The following is a 19,288-nucleotide window of genomic DNA, read 5'->3' on the forward strand; positions in this document are numbered from 1 at the left end:
CAAGATGATAACACCAGAACACTTTATGCTTAGATTTCCAGAGTTTAAATCAACCGACTTGCCAACCGTCGGTTTTTTTATGGAAGAAGCTAAAGTACAAATTTCCGAAAAAGCTTGGGGGAAGTTATATGTGCATGGCGTCTTGTATTTAACCGCGCACCTGCTTTTTCTTTCTTTGCAAAAAGGGGGAATCACTGGTCAGGTGTTATCTAAAAAAGCGGGCGAGTTGCAAGTCAATTATGCACAACTCACAAGTGCAGATAACCCATTTGCTCAGTCAAGTTATGGACTCGAATACCAAAGGTTAAAACGATTAATTGCAAAACCAATAGGATTAACTAGATGAGAGAAACCGAAATCATTAATAATTTTGATCATCAAAGGTTAGGCAAATTGTATGAATCTTTGATGAAACTTGGCAATAAATCTGTTTCAGTTGGAATAACAGCCAGTGCAAATCAATCGATTGAAGAGGGTGAGTTAAATTTAGCTGGCCTGCTCGCCATTCATGAATTTGGCACCCTTAATGGCAATATTCCTGAACGTGCTGCTTTAAGAACTTCGGTGATTAAAAATGTTGACGCTTACATTGATTTTAATAAAGTAAATTTTAAACGTGTATTGAGAGAACAAATTAGTGTTGATGATGCGCTCAATTTACTAGGCATCAAAGCCGCATCCGATGTTCAAAACGGCATTGGCAATAGAACACTGGAATTAACGCCAAATAAGCCCTCAACAATTAAAAGTAAAGGTTCAGATACACCGTTAATTGATACGGGTCAATTAAGGCAATCAATCACTCATGAAATCAGAGAGGCCTGATGTTTGACTTTAGAGAGATTTTTACCGATCAACACTTCATGGTATCCATTGAGTATATCAAGTGTAAAGGCAAACGCTTAGACGATGGTGAGTGGCTTGAAGTGCATGCTGATCCTCATACGATCCAAGCAGTTGTATTACCGCTCTCATCAGAAGAATTGTTGATTTTACCTGAAGGGGAGAGGTATCTCCCGAGTCTTAAATTATTAACGGATTTTGAGATGGTCATAGGCGATTTTGTGGTTTATCTCAACCAGACATATCGAATCATTAGTACACCTGAATGGTCAAATTATGGATATCACACCGCAATCGCAATTAGACATGCATGCATTGAGAAACCTGATACGGGAGGTTTTGTCGTTACCTAATGGAACAGTTCGCCCTTCAAGAGATAACGGAGCATTTACCCCTGGCATTGTGATTGTCAATGATGTCTCAAGTGAATCTTTAGGCATGAGAAGCGATTTTGTTAATGGGCAGGAGGTTATCTCTGAGTCTATAGTAACGCTGATCAGCATTCATGTTTTTGGTAAAAACGCCAATACCCTATTAAATAAATTTAGATTAGCGCTTCGTACTAGCCATTTTTTGTCAGGAATAAAACAAATGCATGCTTGTGTTTATCGGTATTCTGATGTGAGAGATTTAACCACAGGCATTGGGGCTACGAAGGAAGAGCGCTCTCAGATTGATGTGTATTTGATGCACAATTTTTCGATTCAAACTGATTTACCAGCCATAGAGTTAACCTCCATTCACGCGCAAGCACAAACATCTAAAAACAACATAATTACTATTAATAACGAGGTCAATCAAGGATGACAATCTCATCTCTTCCGTTATCGCAAATTGTGAATGTACAACTGAATATTCAACCTGTCTCGAGTCCCCGTAGGGATTTTAGTCAGTTGGTATTATTCACTAATGAGATAACGCCATTTAAGGAGAATAAACTTCTCTATTTAGCCAATCAGCAGCAAGTAGAGGCAACCTTTGGTACCCATTCTGAAACGGCAAAAGCAACACTGCCATTTTTTGCTCAAAGCCCAAGACCCACACATTTGATGGTGGCACCTTGGAATAAAGAGACTGAATCGCCCAAGGAGTCATTATCCAAATTAACTGAATATGCGCCGCATTGGTATGCAGCGGTTTTTTTAGGGGTATTAACGGATAAAGAAATTTTAGAGGCTTCAGAGTGGGTGTTAGCCGCAGATAAAAAAATCTTTGGGATCACCACCGCTAATCCTGATCATATTGAAATGGACGCTAAAAAAAGTCCTTTTAAAGCACTAAAAGATAAACAAAATTATCGGGTTGTCGCCCTTTATGACAAAAGTGAGCCTTATGCCATCATGTCATTTTTAGCAAGGGGCTTGAGTGTCAACTTTGCCGCGAATAATTCCACCATTACCATGAAATTTAAGCAGCTTCCTGGTATTTCAGTGGAATCGATGACACTGACTGAGGCGAATAAATGTAAGGCATTGGGGGTGAACTATTACACCTATTTTGATGAATCGGCGATGGTAGCAGAAGGAACTGTTGTTGGCGGCAGATTTTTTGACGAAGTACACATATTAGATTGGTTCGTTGATGCTGTACAAAAAGAAGTCTTTGCTACTCTTTATCATTCAGCAACTAAAATTCCTCTGACCGATAGAGGTACCGCCATCTTGATTGCTGCTGTTAATCGTGTCTGTAAAGAGGGCATCAATAATGGTGCTTTTACAACGGGGATTTGGCATGGGGATGCCTTCGGTAATTTAAATACGGGGGATAGATTAGATGAAGGGTTTTATGTCTACTGTGACTCAGTGGATAATTTATCCCTATCAGACAGAGAGCAGAGAAAATCCCCGCCAATACAGGTTGCAGTAAAACTCTCAGGTGCAATCCACTCTGTCGATATCATGATTAATTTTGATAGGTAAATGTCTTAATACAGATAATTAATGAAGGTAGTTGCCTGTGCATAGCAAGCAATTTATGAGGTAAAAATGAAATTCGATCCAAGTCAACACGTAGTGTTAATTAACGGCAGAGAGATAAAAGATTGGACTAAAGATGCTGATGCCATCAGTCTCGTTTTTAATGCTGCCGCGGGTGAAAATGTCATGGGCGTTTCTGGTAAGGGTGTGTTTATTAGCGATCCTGACAGATCAGCAACATTAACAATCAAAATGCTACAGCATAGCCCCGACAACAAATTTCTCAATGATCTACAAAACATTCAACGTAATGATATGAAAAACTTTAAGGCAATGAGCTTAGAAATCCGAGATTTAATCAATCAAGATGTGGCCAGTGCTGCTAATGGCTATTTCACAGACATTCCTGGTTTTGTAAGAGGCGTCGGTCACAATACAACGCAGTGGGTTATGGTCTTTCAACAGGCGAATATCAAATTAGAAGGAGGCGTTTAATGGAATCGACATTTGAAAAAGAGATTGATGAAGTTAGATATATTATGAGACCTGCTAATGCGTTAGCCAGTTGGAGCGCACTTAAAAGTGCAATGGGGATATTTAAAAATATATCAGGCTCTGAAGATAAAATTGAAATTGGCACTATATTGCAGAACTTAGGCTCTAAAGAGGTAGAACTTATCGAAAAACTGGTTTTTGAACACACTAGCGTTGTTATCAACGCTGAGAAACCTTTTAAGCTCTCATCACAATTAGATGCCCATTTTAACCAGCATCGAGCCCATATCATTCAAGTTTTATTTTCAGGGGTAGTCTATCAATTTTCAGATTTTTTTCCAAAAGAGCTGATTTCAAAAGTCACAGATATCGGAAGTCAGCTGATAACCAGGTAGCAACAACCACAGATTGGTTTATTTATACCCCCATTTTAAGAAATCTCTGCACTCTACATGAATTAAGGACAATCTACACGCTATCTGATTTGTGTGATTTTCACCACGCGCTGTCAGAATGGGACAGTGTAACGCAAAGTACAGGAGTCAATGATGATTTTAGATGAATTTTTAATTAAATTAGGGGTAGTGAGTGACACTAACAAATTACACGACTTTAAATCAGGGCTGACTGCGATTACAAAAACCGCTACCGCATTAGTTGCAACCGTAGGTGGTTTGACCGCTGGGGTAACCACCTTTTTTGGCAGTGCGTTATCTGGGCTCGATGATTTAAATAAAATAGCACAAAGTACCGACACACGCCTTACTTACATCCAAAAGCTTGGGTACGCAGCATCAGTCAGCGGTTCAAGTATTGATGCAGCGAACAGTTCTATTCAAGTGCTGGCAAAGACCATTGGTGATGCGGCTTCTGGTATTGGACGTGGCGAGCGTGCTTTTAAGCAATTTGGCCTCAGTGCCAGAAATGCTGATGGGAGTGTCCGCTCTGTGGAAGCGCTCTTATCAGATGTTAATCATCTCATGCAGCGAATGAGTAAAAGTGAGCAACTTAGCTTATTAAATAGCTTAGGCATAGATCAGTCGATGATTTCGCTTTTAGGCAGTACTCAACTAGAAATCGGTGCGCTATTTGAAGAGGCGGAGGCATTAGGACTCATTACAGCTCAAGGTGCTGATGCCGCTGTTCAATATAACGATGCCATGACACAAATGGGCGCTGTGATGAATGCGGTAAGAACCCATATCGCAATAGGGCTAGCCCCACAATTGATTAAATTGATGACGGCCATGAAAGGATGGTTAGTTAGCAATAAAGAACTCATTCAAAAAGGCATTAGCCAACTCGTCTACTGGTTATTATCTTTAGGTAAAGCCATTTTAAATTTTATCAGTGCTATCAATCATATCGTGGTATCGACGTTAGGGTGGAAAAGCACGTTATTAGGCCTAATTGCTGTATTGGCTTATGTTAAACGAGCCACGTTAGTAGCTTTTTCCGTCAATCCAATAGTTTGGATTATGGCGGCGATTGCGGGACTGATTTTACTGATTGATGATTTATTCATTTTTGTTAAAGGTGGGCAATCAGTTTTTGATTGGAGTTGGGCGCTTCCTATCCTTGAAAAATTCACACCCTTACTTGAAAAATTAGGATATGCGTTTAGAAAGCTCTTTGATGTCATCGGTACCCTTGGTGCCAAAGTCTTCGCAGATCTTCAAATGTGGTGGTCATACTATGGAGATATTGTTTTTGCAGGACTCATGCATCTTATCGATGCGTTTAGTTACTTTGTCTCTTTTATCTCTAATATCATCAGTGCTTTAATCGCTTTACTCTCAGGCAATTGGCAAGATTTTTTCTTTTATCTAAATGAATCCATTAAAGATATCAATAAATTGTTTGAGTCTGTTTTTAAAGCCATTTTAGAAAACATCATCGCTTTTTTAGGATTATTAGGCATTGATATCGAGGGGATTATCAATCAATTTAAAGATGCAGGTACAGCGATTAAAGATGCCTGGCTTGGGGTGATGGATAGTTTAACAGGCGCTTGGAAGTCAGCGTTTAGCACCATCATGTCTGGCGTTGATAAAGTAAAAGGCGCATTAAATTGGGTTGGTAATAAGCTTGGTATTGTGCAAACAGAAGAATTAACTGCCGCCATAAACGCAATAGAACATACTGCGACAATGCCTGCAAATAGTACTATTGCTCGTTCGATTGCTGCCGCTGCAAATACTAAAAATGAGTATAACAACAATGCGCAAATAGATACCACCATTCATATTACTGGGAATGATCCCCTTAGGATTGGCAAGGAAGTAGAAGCCATTTTAAATAGGCAACATCAAATCGCCTCATATAATCACTTGAGTCCATTAAAATTATGAGTTTATCGCCAACAACATTACCAAGAGCGCAAGTAGTGGCATCATCAAGGCGTGTCGGTGATTTTTTCTTTGATGCGATTGTAAGTGAATCGCACGCATCAAAGTTATTAGTGACTGAAAACCCTATTGAATCTGGCGCGCTGGTTGCTGATCATGCCGTGCTAGAACCCAAAGAGTTAACAATTCGGGGGATTATTGTTGAGCATACGTCCCCTGAGTTATCTAATTTATATTTTGTCCCAGGGGTGCGTGATTCACTGGATTATTTGGATAACATCATTTATAGCTCATCCTTGGCAACGAAAAGTCGAGAAGCCTTAGCGAAAATAAATCAAACCATAGAAACATTTCAGCCGATTGTCCAAACAGCCAGAGCCTTAGCACCTTGGCTGACAGGCGGTCAAGCGCAATTATTGTCTTCAAATGCACTATCTAATGAACGCATCAGTGAATTACATGTGCGCTTATTAGATATACAAAAATCGGGTGAGTTTTTACAAGTTCAGACGGGCACCCATTTTTATGAAAATATGCTGATAACAGAGGTAAGCGTCTTTCAAGACAAGGATGCGTCGGCCACAGTGATGTTAACACTAAAAGAAGTGATAGTTGTTGAAACAAGACAAATCACGGGTGTCACCGCGGGTAATGATGGTACCGAGTCCAGGCAAGTTTCTGGCCGTGCGAGTTCGCAATCAGCCCCCTTAGCCGATAAAGGAAGAACTCAGCCTGTTGAAGAAGATAATCAAAGTCTACTAAACAAAATTAAAAAGGCCTTTTAATGCTAAAAATTCCACTAGACCGTGATGCCTATTTTCAACAAAGCTTTGAGTTAAGTCCAGATTACCGTATACAAATCACCTTTAGGTTTAATTCGATTGCCACAGATTGGATGATTGATGTGTTTGACTATCATTTACAACGATATGTGGCACAAGGGGTGGCACTTGTGGTTGGTGTTCCTTTACTCTGGCGACATCCGATTGATTACTTTTTTTTACTCAACGATCTAAGTGGATTAGATATCGACCCTTTTAGTGTCAATGATTTGGCCAATCGATTTGAGTTCTATGTATTAATGAAAAATGAGTTAAAAGCATGAGACAATTTGGTAGGAATTATCGACTGGAGTTAATCGCTCAACAAGATGTCATTCATATCGAGGGGTTAAGGATCTCTTTTGAGATAACAAAATCAATAGACTCAAAACCAAATCCTGCGCGCATCTCACTATGGAATCTGAATCGAAACACAATCAATAGGCTACTTGCTGGCGAGTTTAAACTCATTAAATTATACGTTGGCTATAGTAGCCTTCGGATAATTTATATGGGAGATTTAATTCGAGCCAAGGTGATGAGAGATGGGGTGGATTTTATTATTGAATTTGAGTGTGGCGATGGATTTAACGATCACCAATCAGCGATATTTAGTAAAACAATTCGGGCGGGTGCCACGATAAGAGATACCTTTTTAAACGCGGCTTCTACCTTTGAATCTCCATTAGGTAGCCATATGTTACCGTCGAATAAACAACTCCCAAGGGCGCAAGTCTTTAATGCGCCAACCAGAAAAGTGTTAAATGATTTGGCCAATGACCAAAATGCTAACTGGTTTATTGAAGATGGGGAATTGAATTTTCTGCCCTACGACCAGGTAATGAATAAAAGCATTCCACTACTTTCCGAACAAACGGGTCTGATTGGTTCTCCTGAACAAACAGATCAAGGGCTCGAGATTGATTGCTTATTAAATCCAGATTTATCGATAGGCTCACTCATTTTATTAGAATCCATCATCGAATATTTCAATGGCGAGTACAAGGTGGTTCATTTAAGCCATAAGGGTGATATTTTAGGCGATGACTGGCTCACACACTTAATTGTGATGGGTGGAAAATTTAAAAGGATATCGAAAAATGAGTAAACACAATTTCAATTGGGAAAATCCTTCATTAGAGCAGGCGCAAAAAAGCGCATTAGAAAATGAACTTAAAAGTTTAAGAACAGCATTTCCAGCCAGAGTCATAGATTTTGATGCGACAACCCAATCCGCGGTCATTGAATGCCTAATCCACACTGTGCTCAGTGATAATGAAGGCGGTTTACCGTTGCCGCCGCTTGAGAATGTGCCTGTGATATTTCCAAGAACAACTCGTTTTGCCATTACTTTTCCAATCCATAAAGGGGATGAGGGTATTGCCATTATCGCTGATAGGTGTATCGATGCATGGTGGGTGACAGGTAAAGCAAGCAAACCCCTAGTCTATCGTATGCATGACTTATCCGATGCCATTTTTATACCTGGCATTAATTCATTACCAACAGCCACTCAAAATTTCGATGCTGATGCTTTGGCCATTCGCTCAGCTGAAAATAATCAATACATCAAACTATTTCAATCAGGTGAGATTGAAATAGATGCCACAAAGCTCACCATTAAGTGTCCTACCATTTTTGAGAACTTGTTAACTTATCAAAATGGGATTGCAGGGAGTGCTGGCAACAACAGTAATGCGTTAAGTGGTGATTTTACTATCACTGAGGGGGATTTGATGGTTGAAGGGATTTCATTAAAACGACATATCCATATTGACAGTGAAGGTGGTAACACCAGTGAGGCGAAATAATGCGAGTAAGACGTATATCAAAAGACAGTGATTGGACATTTGGCGCAGGAAGGGCAAATTATGCAAGAAGTTCTGAATCGGTCGGACAAAGAGTCAAAACACGCCTACATTCGCTTGTAACAGACTGGTTTTTGAATTTAGAGCACGGATTACCCTGGTTTAGTCGCATGGAAAGACCACTTAATTTGGATGCCATAGAAAGAACAGTACGTAAGCAAGTTTTGATGACCCCAGGGGTGGGGGAAATCATTGAGTATGAACACGTGTTTGACAATCAAACAAGGCGATTAGAAATACATCTTACAATCAAAGATATTTACGCAGAAACGCAAACTCTTAAGGTTGGGCTATCTTCAAACGCAGAAGATTAAAATTAAAAGGTATGACATGGGACAGCTTACAGACAAAGGATTTGTCATTGAACGATTAGATAATATCATTACGCAATTAGAAGATGGATTTAGAGATATCTATGGAGCAGATATTAATATCGATCCCGATACGCCTGATGGGCAAGTCATAGGCATAATGGCGCAGGTTAAAGTCGACATAGAAGAGCTAGCTGATTCAATTTATAAAGCGCTTGATCCTGATTTAGCTTCAGGCGTTTGGTTAGAGCAAAGAGTTGCATACGCAGGTTTAATAAGACGCCAATCTAGCTATTCGTATCTTAAAGTTAAATGTACTGGCCAAATAGGTACTGTTATTCCTATTAATTCAATGGTTGAGGATGAGAAACGCCAACGTTGGTTAACAACCGAATCAATTGTTATAAACAATACCGGTGAAGCATACACCACATTAAGAAGCGATTTGAAAGGCAGTTTTTCACTAGATAATGATCGCCCTTTAGAAATGATGACCAGAATCATTGGATGGGAGACAGTCAAAGCTGTATCAAATGCGGTTGTTGGCAATGATGAAGAGAGTGATTTTCAGTTGCGCCAGCGGTTTTTTAAAAGTCGCGCCATGGCTGCTAAAAATTCCAGTGATGGGATCATTGCTAGCATTTTTCAGTTAGATAACGTGTTAGATGTTGAATGCTTAGAAAACTATACGAGTATGACGGATAAAAATGGTGTTCTCCCCCATAGTATTAATGTGATTGTTGAAGGGGGTAATGAAAAGTCCATAGCACAAATTATTCGGGATAAAAAAACTGCGGGCACAGGTATGCTAGGAGCAATTGACGTATTTCTTCCTAATGCCAAAGGCAGGATGATCCCTTACAGTTTTGACCGTCCCCAATCAGTTTTTATCCAAATATACCTTGAGATAAGACGACAAGAAAATTACTCCCTTATTGATATCGAAGCAATCATCGACTCACTATCAACCGTCAGATTTAATATCGGTGAAACAATCTTTTATTCTCGATTGTTCACACCAATTAATCAGACGAAAGGATTTTGGGTTGAAAAAATGTTGATAGGTAAAAAAGGTGAGGTGCTTAGTGAATCAAATATTGAGATATCCCCTAGACAACTTGCCCGAATAGCGCCAGAGAACATTGAAATTATTACCCTATGACAAAAAAATATCACAAAAAAGCGATGACGAAGAATTATGGCTTATGAAAATTTACTGATATGGCAGTATAAAACCAAACCAAAAGCCCTGGGTACCATTAAGCTACTAACTAAAATTTTTGAATCGTCTTGGCATGGAATACAAACTTTACCCAAAGCGTTAGATATAGAAACAGCCACAGGTAAAAATTTAGATTTAATCGGTAAGCATGTAGGGCAAAACAGAATCCTAACCGATTTTAATGCAAGGCCGCTATTTGGTTTTTATGGCGCAGAAAACGGACTAGGCTTTAGGCGTAATCGTGTCAGTGCTGGTGGGGTGTTTTACAGATATAAAGATTCTCTCAAACAAAGTATTAGGCTCAATGATACGGATTATCGTTTTTTGATTAAATGTCGTATCGCCAAAAACTACCAAACCGCAACGATAGGTGATGTGAGTCGCATGCTTGCTTTCATCTTTTCCAATAATTCAATCGCCTACGATAATTTTGATATGACGCTTTCAGTATTTATTGAGGATCAATCACTATCAACTTTTAAACGTTACGTTATCAAGAATCTAGATATCTTACCGCGCCCTGTAGGCGTTGGAATCAAATACTATTTAGCAGTACCAGATAAACCATTTGGTTTTAAAGGAGCACCAGACGCTGGTGGATTTAACGAAGGGATTTTTATGAGGTTTATATGACAATTTTTGAAAGACCAGATGAACAAGTTTTTGCATCAAATGCCAGACCAGGTGAAGTTGAAACATTCCCGAATATAGAACGCGGATGGGGCGTTGTATTTGAACAAACTGAAGGCAAACCACCGATGGAATGGTTTAATGCCATATTCAAAAGACAAGATGAAGCGATTAGATATTTAATGCAAAGGGGACTACCTGAGTGGTCTGCGACTGAAGAGTATCCCAAAGGTGCTTTCGTACAGTTTAAACACCTTGTCTATAAAGCCATTATAGATAATACGAATAAGGAGCCTATCCAAAATAAAGATATCTGGTCAGAATGGGGATTAGAGCCAAATGAAGTACTGCTAACTAAAAACAATCTTAAAGAAATACAAGAATCAGGTGAAGAAGCACAAAAAGAGGCGAGAGCAAACATCGGGGCTATCTCCAAAGAAGAAATCCCTAAAGTCGATATCACAGGCTTTGTGCCAATTACCAGAAAAATAAATGGCTTAGCACTAGATGAAGATATCGGCCTAACCCCTCAGATTATCGCAGCTGCCCCAGCTGCACATACCCATCACATGCGAGACATAGATGGGCTTACCAAACAACTTGAAGGCATAGAGAACTTACTAAAATATGAAGCATTACTAGAGCCAGAAGGGTACATTACTTTTCCAAATGGCTTTACACTTCAGTGGGGAATAAATTACGATCAACCTAATGTTAATGAAGTAACGTTCCATAAACCTTTTAATAGAGAATGCTTTGTTGTAATGCTAACTATTGCCTCACCACAAAGTAGTAAAAGTGATGCAAATATAAGAGCTTACAATTATACAGTAGGAAAATTTAATATATTCTCAGCTGCTAATGAAAAACCAGTTAGTTGGTTAGCTGTAGGATTTTAGGGCAAACCAACCTACTTGAATTAATGTATAGTTTTAGATAATAAAATTAAATTTACTTTTTAATTTATTAAATAAGTAACATATTACTTGCTAGAATGAAAAATTGGGGATAATTTCTTTTCAAGATCCTCAATTAATTCTTTAATCATTATTTCTGTAACTGATTTATCTATTCTGTGTTTAAATACCCAGTTAATAAACTCAGGACTTGTATCTTTTTCAAATCTTATTTCATCACCAATTAGTGAAAATTTATAAGGTAATATTAGTTGAGTTTCCCACATTTTAGAATGAACCAAAGCATCAAAATACATAGTTGGTGGAAGTGCAATGGCAAGTTTTTCGAAAATACCTGTTGCAGGAAATAGTTTCCTCTTACCGTAATAGTTATTTTTATTTTTTAGTTTAAACGAATCTGCTATGAATTTTTCAGTAAATGGAAATTCAGATTTTTTATCAATAAATTGCAAAGTATGAATATCAAAATTTGATGATTTGTCGAAGATACTATTTTCCAGAAAATATACTTTTTCATCTAAATTTTTATTCCTGATGCACTCTATTAGAATTTTACTACAGAAGATGGAATGAACAGCTAAACAAAAATTTTGTTTTTCTTTGATATAATCGTTTATTTTATTAAATTCGTCAGTTATATCATCATTCGAGACTCTATATGGATTTAGCTGCCATGCATTATTGATAACTGATTTTATTTTTCCTTTATTTATATCGCTAATTATATCCCCTAATTTTTTTTCCTTGGTGATAGAATAATTCATAAGGATTTGTTTTATTTCTTGTGGGATAGAACTGTTTTTTTGAAGATTTTTATTATCTGATAGTAAAAAATAGAATGCTGCAGCGATCTTTTTTTCAGAATTATTTACTATTCTTTCATCAGTAGGTTGTGCTGGTTCATCATCAGAGAAATTGTCAAACTTACACTCTATATATTCAACAAGCGTTTTATGAATTCTATTCATTACTTTAGATTCTGTTTTCTTGAGTATTTTTTCTCTATTAAAACACAAGAAATCACCTGCTTGACCAGTTAGGATATTAGCTTCTAACTCAGTACAATTCAGTCCAAAAAAAGGAGAATTATTTGTTATAAATTGCCCTTTAAAAAAAATAGCAAAATCAGATGAATTTAGCTCTATTTCATATGGGGATTTAATTCTGAATTTTAATAGTGACACACCATTTTTAGGGGAATAAAAAATATTAGGATTACTATAATTTTCAGTTATTGTTTGTGTGTATGTTTTACATTTAATGGTAATATTAAATAAAGTTTGTTCTATTACCTGTCCTAATGAGTGTAAAATAAAAAATTCAGTATTCGAAAAAGTATCTGTATTAGCTTCAATAGGGTCAAAATTGAGCCGGCTATTAACTCTACGTTTTTTTAATTCAAGATTTTTAGATTTCTTTAATAACCTCATTAGATGAAAATCATTATGGTTATCATCTTTTTTGATTTGAAGTGTTACTTTGGTACCATAAAACTGAATGTCAGTTCGTTCAAGTACACTATTACCTTTGTTGTTTATACACAGAAAAGTCTCAAATTGTTCATTTGTTAATGCGCATTTACTAGTAAGCTTAATTGTATCACTCAACATAAAATAACTTCTAAGCCCTATCCCGAAATAACCTGATGGTCTAAAAGCACCATCGATACTATTTATAAATTGCATTTTTTCTTTTTTGCATTCAATATTCCCTGGGTCAAAAATGCTTTTTAAATCATTAAGAGTTAATCCAATACCTGAATCTTGGATAATTAATTCTATATAATCTGGGTGCTCTATAAGATTTATCATTATTGGATATTGATGTGAATATTTATTCAATAAAGAAGAAGGATCCGTCTCATCATATTCCACCTTATGCTCATGCCATATTCGCTTGATTGTTGCATCGAATGCATTTTGCATTAATTCACGTATAGCTGAGTCATATTTATCCCTATAAAAACCTTCACTAGTTAAAAGTTCATTCATTCTTTTACTGTCTAATTTAAATCTGTTCGCACTATATCTATTAAGTAGCAAATTAGGTTTAATAATATTTATGACTGTTTTAGCTAAAATAGGTAAGCTACCATGTTTTTCATTAGGCACTATATCATTCCAGTTTCTAGATTGATTTAAATGTTCTTCTTCTAACCAATCAAACCAGTCTCTAGTAATTTCAAAAGTTTCTACATCAGGGCACTCAAGTTTTATTTCAATTTTATGGGAATCAAGTCTAAAAGTATTGATTGAGTTATGTTTTTTATTATGTATTTGACTTGAGTGGGGCAAACCACCTACTGTTGCTTTCATCATTACAGGGCAAAATCTATTATCATCAATATCAAGTAAATCAGCCATTCTGATGAGGCAGGCAACAAATCTAGGGTGACAATTTTCTGTGGCCATACCAGTTTCAATGCGTGATAATTCCATAACTTCTTCAAAACTTTGCCCATGAGCAGCACATATTTTTGATAGAATTAAGAATAACCTACGCGGTAATAATTCATTTCTAGGTGATGTTAAACCGATTTCATCATTTGGATTTAATACTATATTAGCTGAATTGTAGGGATGTTTTTTGCGAAACCATTCTGCGATAATAAATTTAAATTTTTCAATTTCATGCCAACAAGATTTTTTCCAGCCTAGTTTAAAATCTGAATTTAATAATTTAAGCGCAGTTTCTTGATGTTCGCTATTTTCATCTTCTGCCAATTCATTTAAGAACTGTTCAAAATCGGATTCATCAAGATCACTTAATTGTTTTTCCGTAATTACCATGCCAATATCATGAGAATAAGCTGCTTCTAATATTAGCCACATATCAGTTGCTGAAAGATGCATAAGTCTTTCTCCTAATATTCTTTCTATGTTAGTAATAAGCTTTCTTGAATGGGATGCATCGTGCCTACTATAATGAGAAAAAAATGAGCCAATATGCTGCAGACTTTTTGATAGCAGTTCTTTATCGAATTTCCATTGTGCATCTAGGTAATGTAGTTCTGGATGGCGTTTTGTGGCTTCCGTAAATAATGTTTCTAAATTATATAAGTTGTCTGAGAAATTTGATACTTCCATCTGATAGCCTCTTAAGTTGATTTTTTTTAATGATATTACGAATCCACGTATACTGGATTTACGCTATATCAAAAAATATTAGACTCAGTTTTAAAAATATGTTCATAAAAACCACCTTTTTAAACTATTATTTATCAAAAACAGTAAATTAGGGAATTAATACTCCTACTACTTAATTACTAGAAATATATTTGTGTTTATAATTCTGGTGCCACATGGTTTTTCAACAACGAATTTTTTTGTATGTGGTTTGATATGGTAAATTTTTTCATTGATGCCGGCATAGAATTAATCATTAAATTTAAATCTAAAAGAATTGAATTAATAAAATCAGGATTTTGTATCGAAGAGTTTAGCCAATCAAAAAATAAATCAATCGATTCGTCTCTCCAATTTAAAATAAACGATACAAATTCATGATGGGAAAATATTGTAATTAGACTATATGGATTAATCCTTGCTACGTCTTCAATAGGGAAGCTCTTTATAAAGGAATCTCGCCATTTTTCTTTAGTTTTATTTAATTGATTTTCTAAAAAAGGGGCTATTAAATCCTCTAAATTTGATATAAAATTATGGCTGTTGTAAACATTTTTAATGATTTTTGCTAAGATTTCTTCTTTTACTAATAAGTTCTTTGCCTTAAAAATAAACTCATCATTTTTGATTTTAAACTTCACTAAGTTTTCAATTAATTCAAAGTAATCAGGGAAATCAACAATATTTCTAAAAATAAGTGAATCTATTGCATATGCTGTATTGATGAATATAAAAAAATCATTTTCTTCAGATAACAACAATTTTAGAGAATTTATAATTTCTATATCAAAGATAGTTTCATTTTTTATGCTATTTAATATTTCATCAAACTTATGTGATTCCAATGTTTTAGGGATTTTATCAAATACCCTTGGGTTAATTTCTAAGATATCACCAGAAAAAAAATGGTCTAGTTCATAAATAGTTTCTTGCTCAGTGCAAATTAATAGATCAAATAAATTAGTTTTATATGTTTCTTTATGAAATTCAACATCATTAAGTGAACTTTCTCTTTCTATTTCATATGTTGATGCATCTTCTCTATTTTTTTCGGTTTCATCATAAATAAAAATATAGTCAAAAAAATTCAAAATAAATAATTTAATATAATTTTCCGGCCTGTATTTGTAACCATAAATGTAGTTTAATTTATTTATTTCAATCATATTTTCAATGAATATTACTAGGCAGTTAAGGCATTGATTTATTATCCTAAGATTTTCAATATGTGAAATTCTATTATCTAAGTAATTGGTTAATTTGGTGAATGTTGTCATATCTCCATCGGACTTTAAATTTTTACGCAATGTGTCATATCTAGGGTATAGTGAGTTGATTGTGGTAATAATTAGGTCTTGATGGGTGGATAATAAGTTATAAGTATTTATTATATCATTTAGTGCCGTACTAAAAGTATCTATTTTAATCTTATGCAACATCAATTTATCTATTATTTGATTATCAACCTTTAATTTACTTTCATTTATGACTATTATAAATCTTGCCCCGTTATCAGAATTTTCAATTTGTAGATTCAATAACTTTAAAAGAACAATTTCTTGTGTTTCTTTACTTGAAATTCTTTCTATGTCATCAAAAAATATTATTGTTTTCCTTAATTTTTTATTCAGATAAAAATTTTTCATGTAAATTAAAAATTCAAATTGTCTAATCAATGATTGTATAAACTCAAATGGCAAAGTGTATGTTTTATTTAAAAAAGAATTAATTAAATAACTTGATAAATCTTCTGCTATTTCAATATCTGATAATGAAATATAGTGAATAGAGTTATTTCCTTTCGCTTCAAGATATGGAATCAGATTATTTTTCAAATAAAATGATTTTCCACTTCCCCATGCCCCTGATAATGCGATAAGACCTTGCCCAGTAAAGTGGTCTTTATCTAAAAACTTGCTTATTTCTACTGTAAGCTTATTAGATTCTAATTTTCTATTTGATGAAGTTGAGCCATAGATAATTACAAGAAAAATTACGAGTAAAATGAAAATAAATTTTGCTATCTTATAAAAAGAATCATTTTTCAATAGGCTGGTAATAAAGTTTTTAATTAATTGTAATGTTGATGGTTCCCCAAAATCAACCATATAACAACCTATTAGAATCGTTATTCCAGATAGAATTGTAAGCCATGTTTTAAATTGCATTATCAGAATTCCTACATATGGATTGTTGATTAACATCTGTTCTTATTACTAAGATATTAGTTTCATGAAAAAAGTAACTTTCATTTACAAATTTATGCATAATAAAAAACCGTACGATCAAAAGGATTTATAAACTTCGCTTAAGTAGAATTAATCTTAAAATTATCAATTCTTTATCTAGATATGATAAATGTCAATTAAACTGCGTTGGCTTAAATATTGCCATTCCCGGCGATACTATCACCCTAAAAATCATGTAAATTCAGATATCATGACTAATGTGATGTTGATATAAGCTAGGTGGCAAAGCTGTTGCAGTTATATCAAATTTTAAAGACGGCTCAATTTTTGAACTTGCATTATGTATCCTAAAATTAAACTCCCATCCTAGATTGAATGTAATGGTTTTAGCGTATTGAGAACCATTTTTACTTCTAATATCTATTATACTAGAAGGTAATTTCAGCTGTTTGATTTTTAATGTGTTATTTATGTTAAAGCCAATAATCTCCACATGCTTAGGTTTAGAAACTACTTTATAAAAGTCACGAGTACCAACTAAATACTTTATAAAATTTGCGCATGCCTCTGGGGTCTCTATTCTTTTAATTTCTGCAGCAAATGCATCTAGTGTTGGCCAATAAAAGCGCCCAGGGACATCATTAGTGTCTCTCCAAAGAGCCTTACCAGAGGATTTCTTTTTTATTTCTCTTAATTCACCAAAAATTTCTTTTGCTTTATCAAAATATGCACTGCTACATCCCTCTTCAGACAAACCCCATCTAGCAATAAAGTCTGCTTTATCTGAAAGGCGTGAATGTTTGTATGCGAAATGGTTATTTTTGCAAGAAATACCAATTTCTCTTCCATCTGTATTAATTACAATATCTCTAACATCACCTTCTTGCCCTTTAGTATCGGATTGAAAATGAAAAGTACCTTGTGAAATTTTTTCAAGTTTAATGATATGATTTACAGCCAAACCCGCATTTTTTAAAGATAGTGCTTTTTGAGATTCAGACACTTTTTCAAACCTCATTTGGTTTTCTTTTGATGAGTCATTTTCTATAAGTATTAAACCGAATGTTGCTAGACTATGCCCTACAGCCCACTCAAAGGCTTTTCCATTATCAAGTTGTTTTGTCATGACTTACTCCAAATGTATTTTTATAGATTTTGCGATATGATAAGCTAATTCAACTGGTACTGCATTACCAACCATTTTGTAACCAATCCTTGGATGATTGTATATAAATTCATAATCATCAGGAAATGTTTGGATTCTTGCACACTCTCTAACACTTAAGCGCCTATATAAATGCTCATATCCAGGAGCAAATTTTTTTCTGTCTGTTTCTTCTTCATTAACTACCATTTTAGGAGCTTGAGGATGTAGTGGTGTATGCCTATCAGTTGCAAGAATGGTAAAGGACTGCTCATCCCAACCTCTAACTCTATTTCTCGACATAAACATAGATGAATAACCTGTATCAGTTATTTCATGGTTTTTAATATCTTTATAATCACTGCCTAATGGTAAACCCTTCAAATCATAAATAGTATCTTTTAAGGTTTTCTTTTCATTCAATGGTTCTGGAAATTTATATGATATTTTAAGTTCTTTCTTAAAGCCCACGATAAAAACGCGCTTGCGATCTTGCGGTACACCATAGTCACTCGCATTTAATTTTTGATAAAAGACATCATACCCAGCTTCTTCTAGCATCTTAATTATTTCGTTAAAAGCATCTGAATTTCTTTGATGCAGTAATCCAGCAACATTTTCAGCGACAAAAAATAATGGTCTTATATGTTTCAAAACCCTTATGAATTCGAAGAAAAGCTGACCTCTTTGATCTGAAATTCCTCTACGAGCCCCTGCTTCACTCCAAGATTGGCAGGGTGGCCCACCTATAACACCAATTGCATTGGGTATTTCTTGATTATTTATTGATGTTATAGATCTGGTATCGAGTTTCACATCTGGGAAGTGATTTTTAAAGGAAGGGGATATTCCTGAATCAAATTCATTAGCCCATATAGTATTGAATCCAGCTTTATGAAAGCCTAAGTCTAATCCACCTGCTCCAGAAAACAAGGATATGAGTGAAAAACTCGTATCTTCTAATTCACTATTACTATATTTCTTTGCTGCTTTTCTTTTCATTTATTATTCAATCTTTTATGTCGTTTTCGTATTTGCCTAGTTGCTATGTTATATGACATAGTGACTCTCTTTTAGATGATATTCTATCACAATAAAACACAAATTATTTATTACTAATACGTTTACCGTTAGACTATCAACAGAGTAAGCGTTCAGTTGATAGTCAAAGAATTTTTAATAGGCTATTGAAAAATATGAAATTAAAATGGTGTATCATCAAAATCGGTTGGGGCTTCAGGGGGGAGTGCAGGTAATAGATTCAAAAACTTAACTATATCTTCATCATTCAAGTATTTAAAATTGAAATGACTCGCTAAAAAATTTAAATCTTTCCATTTGCCCACAAATTTTTGAGCTAATTCGACTGACCATGGAAGTGATTTATTTCTACTCAAACAATCCCAATCCCACTTATTCTCGAATCTTTCAAGTAATTCAATAGACCATGGAAGTGATT

At 35.1% G+C, this 19,288-nt stretch carries 21 protein-coding genes; 16 read left to right on the top strand and 5 right to left on the bottom strand.

The window, feature by feature from the left end:
• The first annotated feature begins 4 nt into the window (after positions 1–4).
• The 16 genes from BMW37_RS07890 to BMW37_RS07965 all read left to right on the top strand — a co-directional run bounded on the left by BMW37_RS07890 (position 5) and on the right by BMW37_RS07965 (position 11,353).
• Positions 5–346: a DUF4054 domain-containing protein gene (locus BMW37_RS07890; protein WP_093319404.1), complete on the top strand. Its 342-nt coding sequence runs from the start codon at positions 5–7 to the stop codon at positions 344–346.
• On the top strand, positions 343–825 hold the full coding sequence (locus BMW37_RS07895; protein WP_093319407.1) for a hypothetical protein: 483 nt from the start codon (positions 343–345) through the stop codon (positions 823–825). Before BMW37_RS07890 ends, BMW37_RS07895 begins: the two co-directional genes overlap by 4 nt.
• Positions 825–1,196 (top strand): hypothetical protein, encoded by a 372-nt coding sequence (locus BMW37_RS07900; protein WP_093319409.1) that lies wholly within the window; start codon positions 825–827, stop codon positions 1,194–1,196. The genes BMW37_RS07895 and BMW37_RS07900 overlap by 1 nt, the downstream gene beginning before the upstream one ends.
• Complete coding sequence (locus BMW37_RS07905) at positions 1,120–1,650, top strand: phage neck terminator protein (RefSeq protein WP_177168619.1); 531 nt, start codon at positions 1,120–1,122, stop codon at positions 1,648–1,650. The genes BMW37_RS07900 and BMW37_RS07905 overlap by 77 nt, the downstream gene beginning before the upstream one ends.
• A complete protein-coding gene (locus tag BMW37_RS07910; protein WP_093319415.1) occupies positions 1,647–2,762 on the top strand; it encodes a DUF3383 family protein in 1,116 nt (371 codons plus the stop codon). The genes BMW37_RS07905 and BMW37_RS07910 overlap by 4 nt, the downstream gene beginning before the upstream one ends.
• Before the next feature lie 66 nt (positions 2,763–2,828).
• A complete protein-coding gene (locus BMW37_RS07915; protein WP_093319417.1) occupies positions 2,829–3,254 on the top strand; it encodes a tail tube family protein in 426 nt (141 codons plus the stop codon).
• The gene (locus tag BMW37_RS07920) at positions 3,254–3,649 is read left to right on the top strand and encodes a phage tail assembly chaperone (RefSeq protein WP_093319420.1); all 396 of its coding nucleotides are present in this window, start codon (positions 3,254–3,256) and stop codon (positions 3,647–3,649) included. The genes BMW37_RS07915 and BMW37_RS07920 overlap by 1 nt, the downstream gene beginning before the upstream one ends.
• A 150-nt stretch (positions 3,650–3,799) precedes the next feature.
• A complete protein-coding gene (locus tag BMW37_RS07925) occupies positions 3,800–5,605 on the top strand; it encodes a phage tail tape measure protein (RefSeq protein ID WP_143047614.1) in 1,806 nt (601 codons plus the stop codon).
• Positions 5,602–6,387, top strand: coding sequence for a phage baseplate protein (locus BMW37_RS07930; protein ID WP_093319425.1), 786 nt, complete (start codon positions 5,602–5,604; stop codon positions 6,385–6,387). The genes BMW37_RS07925 and BMW37_RS07930 overlap by 4 nt, the downstream gene beginning before the upstream one ends.
• A complete protein-coding gene (locus tag BMW37_RS07935) occupies positions 6,387–6,707 on the top strand; it encodes a phage baseplate plug family protein (protein ID WP_093319427.1) in 321 nt (106 codons plus the stop codon). The genes BMW37_RS07930 and BMW37_RS07935 overlap by 1 nt, the downstream gene beginning before the upstream one ends.
• Positions 6,704–7,531: a phage protein gene (locus BMW37_RS07940; protein WP_093319430.1), complete on the top strand. Its 828-nt coding sequence runs from the start codon at positions 6,704–6,706 to the stop codon at positions 7,529–7,531. Before BMW37_RS07935 ends, BMW37_RS07940 begins: the two co-directional genes overlap by 4 nt.
• Positions 7,524–8,234, top strand: a complete 711-nt coding sequence (locus tag BMW37_RS07945) for a Gp138 family membrane-puncturing spike protein (protein ID WP_093319432.1) — start codon at positions 7,524–7,526, stop codon at positions 8,232–8,234. Before BMW37_RS07940 ends, BMW37_RS07945 begins: the two co-directional genes overlap by 8 nt.
• Positions 8,234–8,605 (top strand): contractile injection system sheath initiator, encoded by a 372-nt coding sequence (locus BMW37_RS07950; protein ID WP_093319435.1) that lies wholly within the window; start codon positions 8,234–8,236, stop codon positions 8,603–8,605. The genes BMW37_RS07945 and BMW37_RS07950 overlap by 1 nt, the downstream gene beginning before the upstream one ends.
• A gap of 16 nt (positions 8,606–8,621) precedes the next feature.
• A complete protein-coding gene (locus tag BMW37_RS07955) occupies positions 8,622–9,764 on the top strand; it encodes a baseplate J/gp47 family protein (protein ID WP_093319437.1) in 1,143 nt (380 codons plus the stop codon).
• A 36-nt stretch (positions 9,765–9,800) separates the two neighbouring features.
• The gene (locus tag BMW37_RS07960; RefSeq protein ID WP_093319440.1) at positions 9,801–10,457 is read left to right on the top strand and encodes a baseplate wedge 1 family protein; all 657 of its coding nucleotides are present in this window, start codon (positions 9,801–9,803) and stop codon (positions 10,455–10,457) included.
• Positions 10,454–11,353: a gp53-like domain-containing protein gene (locus tag BMW37_RS07965; RefSeq protein WP_093319442.1), complete on the top strand. Its 900-nt coding sequence runs from the start codon at positions 10,454–10,456 to the stop codon at positions 11,351–11,353. The genes BMW37_RS07960 and BMW37_RS07965 overlap by 4 nt, the downstream gene beginning before the upstream one ends.
• Positions 11,354–11,436: 83 nt before the next feature.
• On the opposite strand, the gene BMW37_RS07970 is transcribed toward BMW37_RS07965, so the two are convergent.
• The 5 genes from BMW37_RS07970 to BMW37_RS07990 form a co-directional block, all read right to left on the bottom strand.
• A complete protein-coding gene (locus BMW37_RS07970) occupies positions 11,437–14,457 on the bottom strand; it encodes an HD domain-containing protein (RefSeq protein ID WP_093319445.1) in 3,021 nt (1,006 codons plus the stop codon).
• A 197-nt stretch (positions 14,458–14,654) separates the two neighbouring features.
• Positions 14,655–16,664: a hypothetical protein gene (locus BMW37_RS07975; protein WP_093319447.1), complete on the bottom strand. Its 2,010-nt coding sequence runs from the start codon at positions 16,662–16,664 to the stop codon at positions 14,655–14,657.
• 262 nt (positions 16,665–16,926) lie between these two features.
• Positions 16,927–17,811 (bottom strand): HaeIII family restriction endonuclease, encoded by an 885-nt coding sequence (locus BMW37_RS07980; protein WP_093319450.1) that lies wholly within the window; start codon positions 17,809–17,811, stop codon positions 16,927–16,929.
• A 3-nt stretch (positions 17,812–17,814) separates the two neighbouring features.
• The gene (locus tag BMW37_RS07985; protein ID WP_093319452.1) at positions 17,815–18,831 is read right to left on the bottom strand and encodes a DNA cytosine methyltransferase; all 1,017 of its coding nucleotides are present in this window, start codon (positions 18,829–18,831) and stop codon (positions 17,815–17,817) included.
• Between the two features lie 200 nt (positions 18,832–19,031).
• Positions 19,032–19,288, bottom strand: a 257-nt coding sequence (locus BMW37_RS07990) for a hypothetical protein (protein ID WP_218139486.1), incomplete at its 5' end; no start/stop codon positions are given.

Origin of the sequence: Thorsellia anophelis DSM 18579, assembly GCF_900111395.1 — a bacterium.
Classification (GTDB): Bacteria; Pseudomonadota; Gammaproteobacteria; order Enterobacterales; family Thorselliaceae; genus Thorsellia; species Thorsellia anophelis.

Excerpts from the sequence above, each read along its gene's own strand:
- BMW37_RS07965 (WP_093319442.1), top strand. The coding sequence starts at position 10,454 with ATGACAATTTTTGAAAGACCAGATGAACAAGTTTTTGCATCAAATGCC.
- BMW37_RS07905 (WP_177168619.1), top strand. The coding sequence starts at position 1,120 with ATGGATATCACACCGCAATCGCAATTAGACATGCATGCATTGAGAAAC.
- BMW37_RS07955 (WP_093319437.1), top strand. The coding sequence starts at position 8,622 with ATGGGACAGCTTACAGACAAAGGATTTGTCATTGAACGATTAGATAAT.
- BMW37_RS07920 (WP_093319420.1), top strand. The coding sequence starts at position 3,254 with ATGGAATCGACATTTGAAAAAGAGATTGATGAAGTTAGATATATTATG.
- BMW37_RS07975 (WP_093319447.1), bottom strand. The coding sequence starts at position 16,664 with ATGCAATTTAAAACATGGCTTACAATTCTATCTGGAATAACGATTCTA.
- BMW37_RS07900 (WP_093319409.1), top strand. The coding sequence starts at position 825 with ATGTTTGACTTTAGAGAGATTTTTACCGATCAACACTTCATGGTATCC.
- BMW37_RS07935 (WP_093319427.1), top strand. The coding sequence starts at position 6,387 with ATGCTAAAAATTCCACTAGACCGTGATGCCTATTTTCAACAAAGCTTT.
- BMW37_RS07915 (WP_093319417.1), top strand. The coding sequence starts at position 2,829 with ATGAAATTCGATCCAAGTCAACACGTAGTGTTAATTAACGGCAGAGAG.
- BMW37_RS07970 (WP_093319445.1), bottom strand. The coding sequence starts at position 14,457 with ATGGAAGTATCAAATTTCTCAGACAACTTATATAATTTAGAAACATTA.
- BMW37_RS07945 (WP_093319432.1), top strand. The coding sequence starts at position 7,524 with ATGAGTAAACACAATTTCAATTGGGAAAATCCTTCATTAGAGCAGGCG.
- BMW37_RS07940 (WP_093319430.1), top strand. The coding sequence starts at position 6,704 with ATGAGACAATTTGGTAGGAATTATCGACTGGAGTTAATCGCTCAACAA.
- BMW37_RS07980 (WP_093319450.1), bottom strand. The coding sequence starts at position 17,811 with ATGACAAAACAACTTGATAATGGAAAAGCCTTTGAGTGGGCTGTAGGG.
- BMW37_RS07950 (WP_093319435.1), top strand. The coding sequence starts at position 8,234 with ATGCGAGTAAGACGTATATCAAAAGACAGTGATTGGACATTTGGCGCA.
- BMW37_RS07985 (WP_093319452.1), bottom strand. The coding sequence starts at position 18,831 with ATGAAAAGAAAAGCAGCAAAGAAATATAGTAATAGTGAATTAGAAGAT.
- BMW37_RS07895 (WP_093319407.1), top strand. The coding sequence starts at position 343 with ATGAGAGAAACCGAAATCATTAATAATTTTGATCATCAAAGGTTAGGC.
- BMW37_RS07925 (WP_143047614.1), top strand. The coding sequence starts at position 3,800 with ATGATGATTTTAGATGAATTTTTAATTAAATTAGGGGTAGTGAGTGAC.
- BMW37_RS07930 (WP_093319425.1), top strand. The coding sequence starts at position 5,602 with ATGAGTTTATCGCCAACAACATTACCAAGAGCGCAAGTAGTGGCATCA.
- BMW37_RS07890 (WP_093319404.1), top strand. The coding sequence starts at position 5 with ATGATAACACCAGAACACTTTATGCTTAGATTTCCAGAGTTTAAATCA.
- BMW37_RS07960 (WP_093319440.1), top strand. The coding sequence starts at position 9,801 with ATGGCTTATGAAAATTTACTGATATGGCAGTATAAAACCAAACCAAAA.
- BMW37_RS07910 (WP_093319415.1), top strand. The coding sequence starts at position 1,647 with ATGACAATCTCATCTCTTCCGTTATCGCAAATTGTGAATGTACAACTG.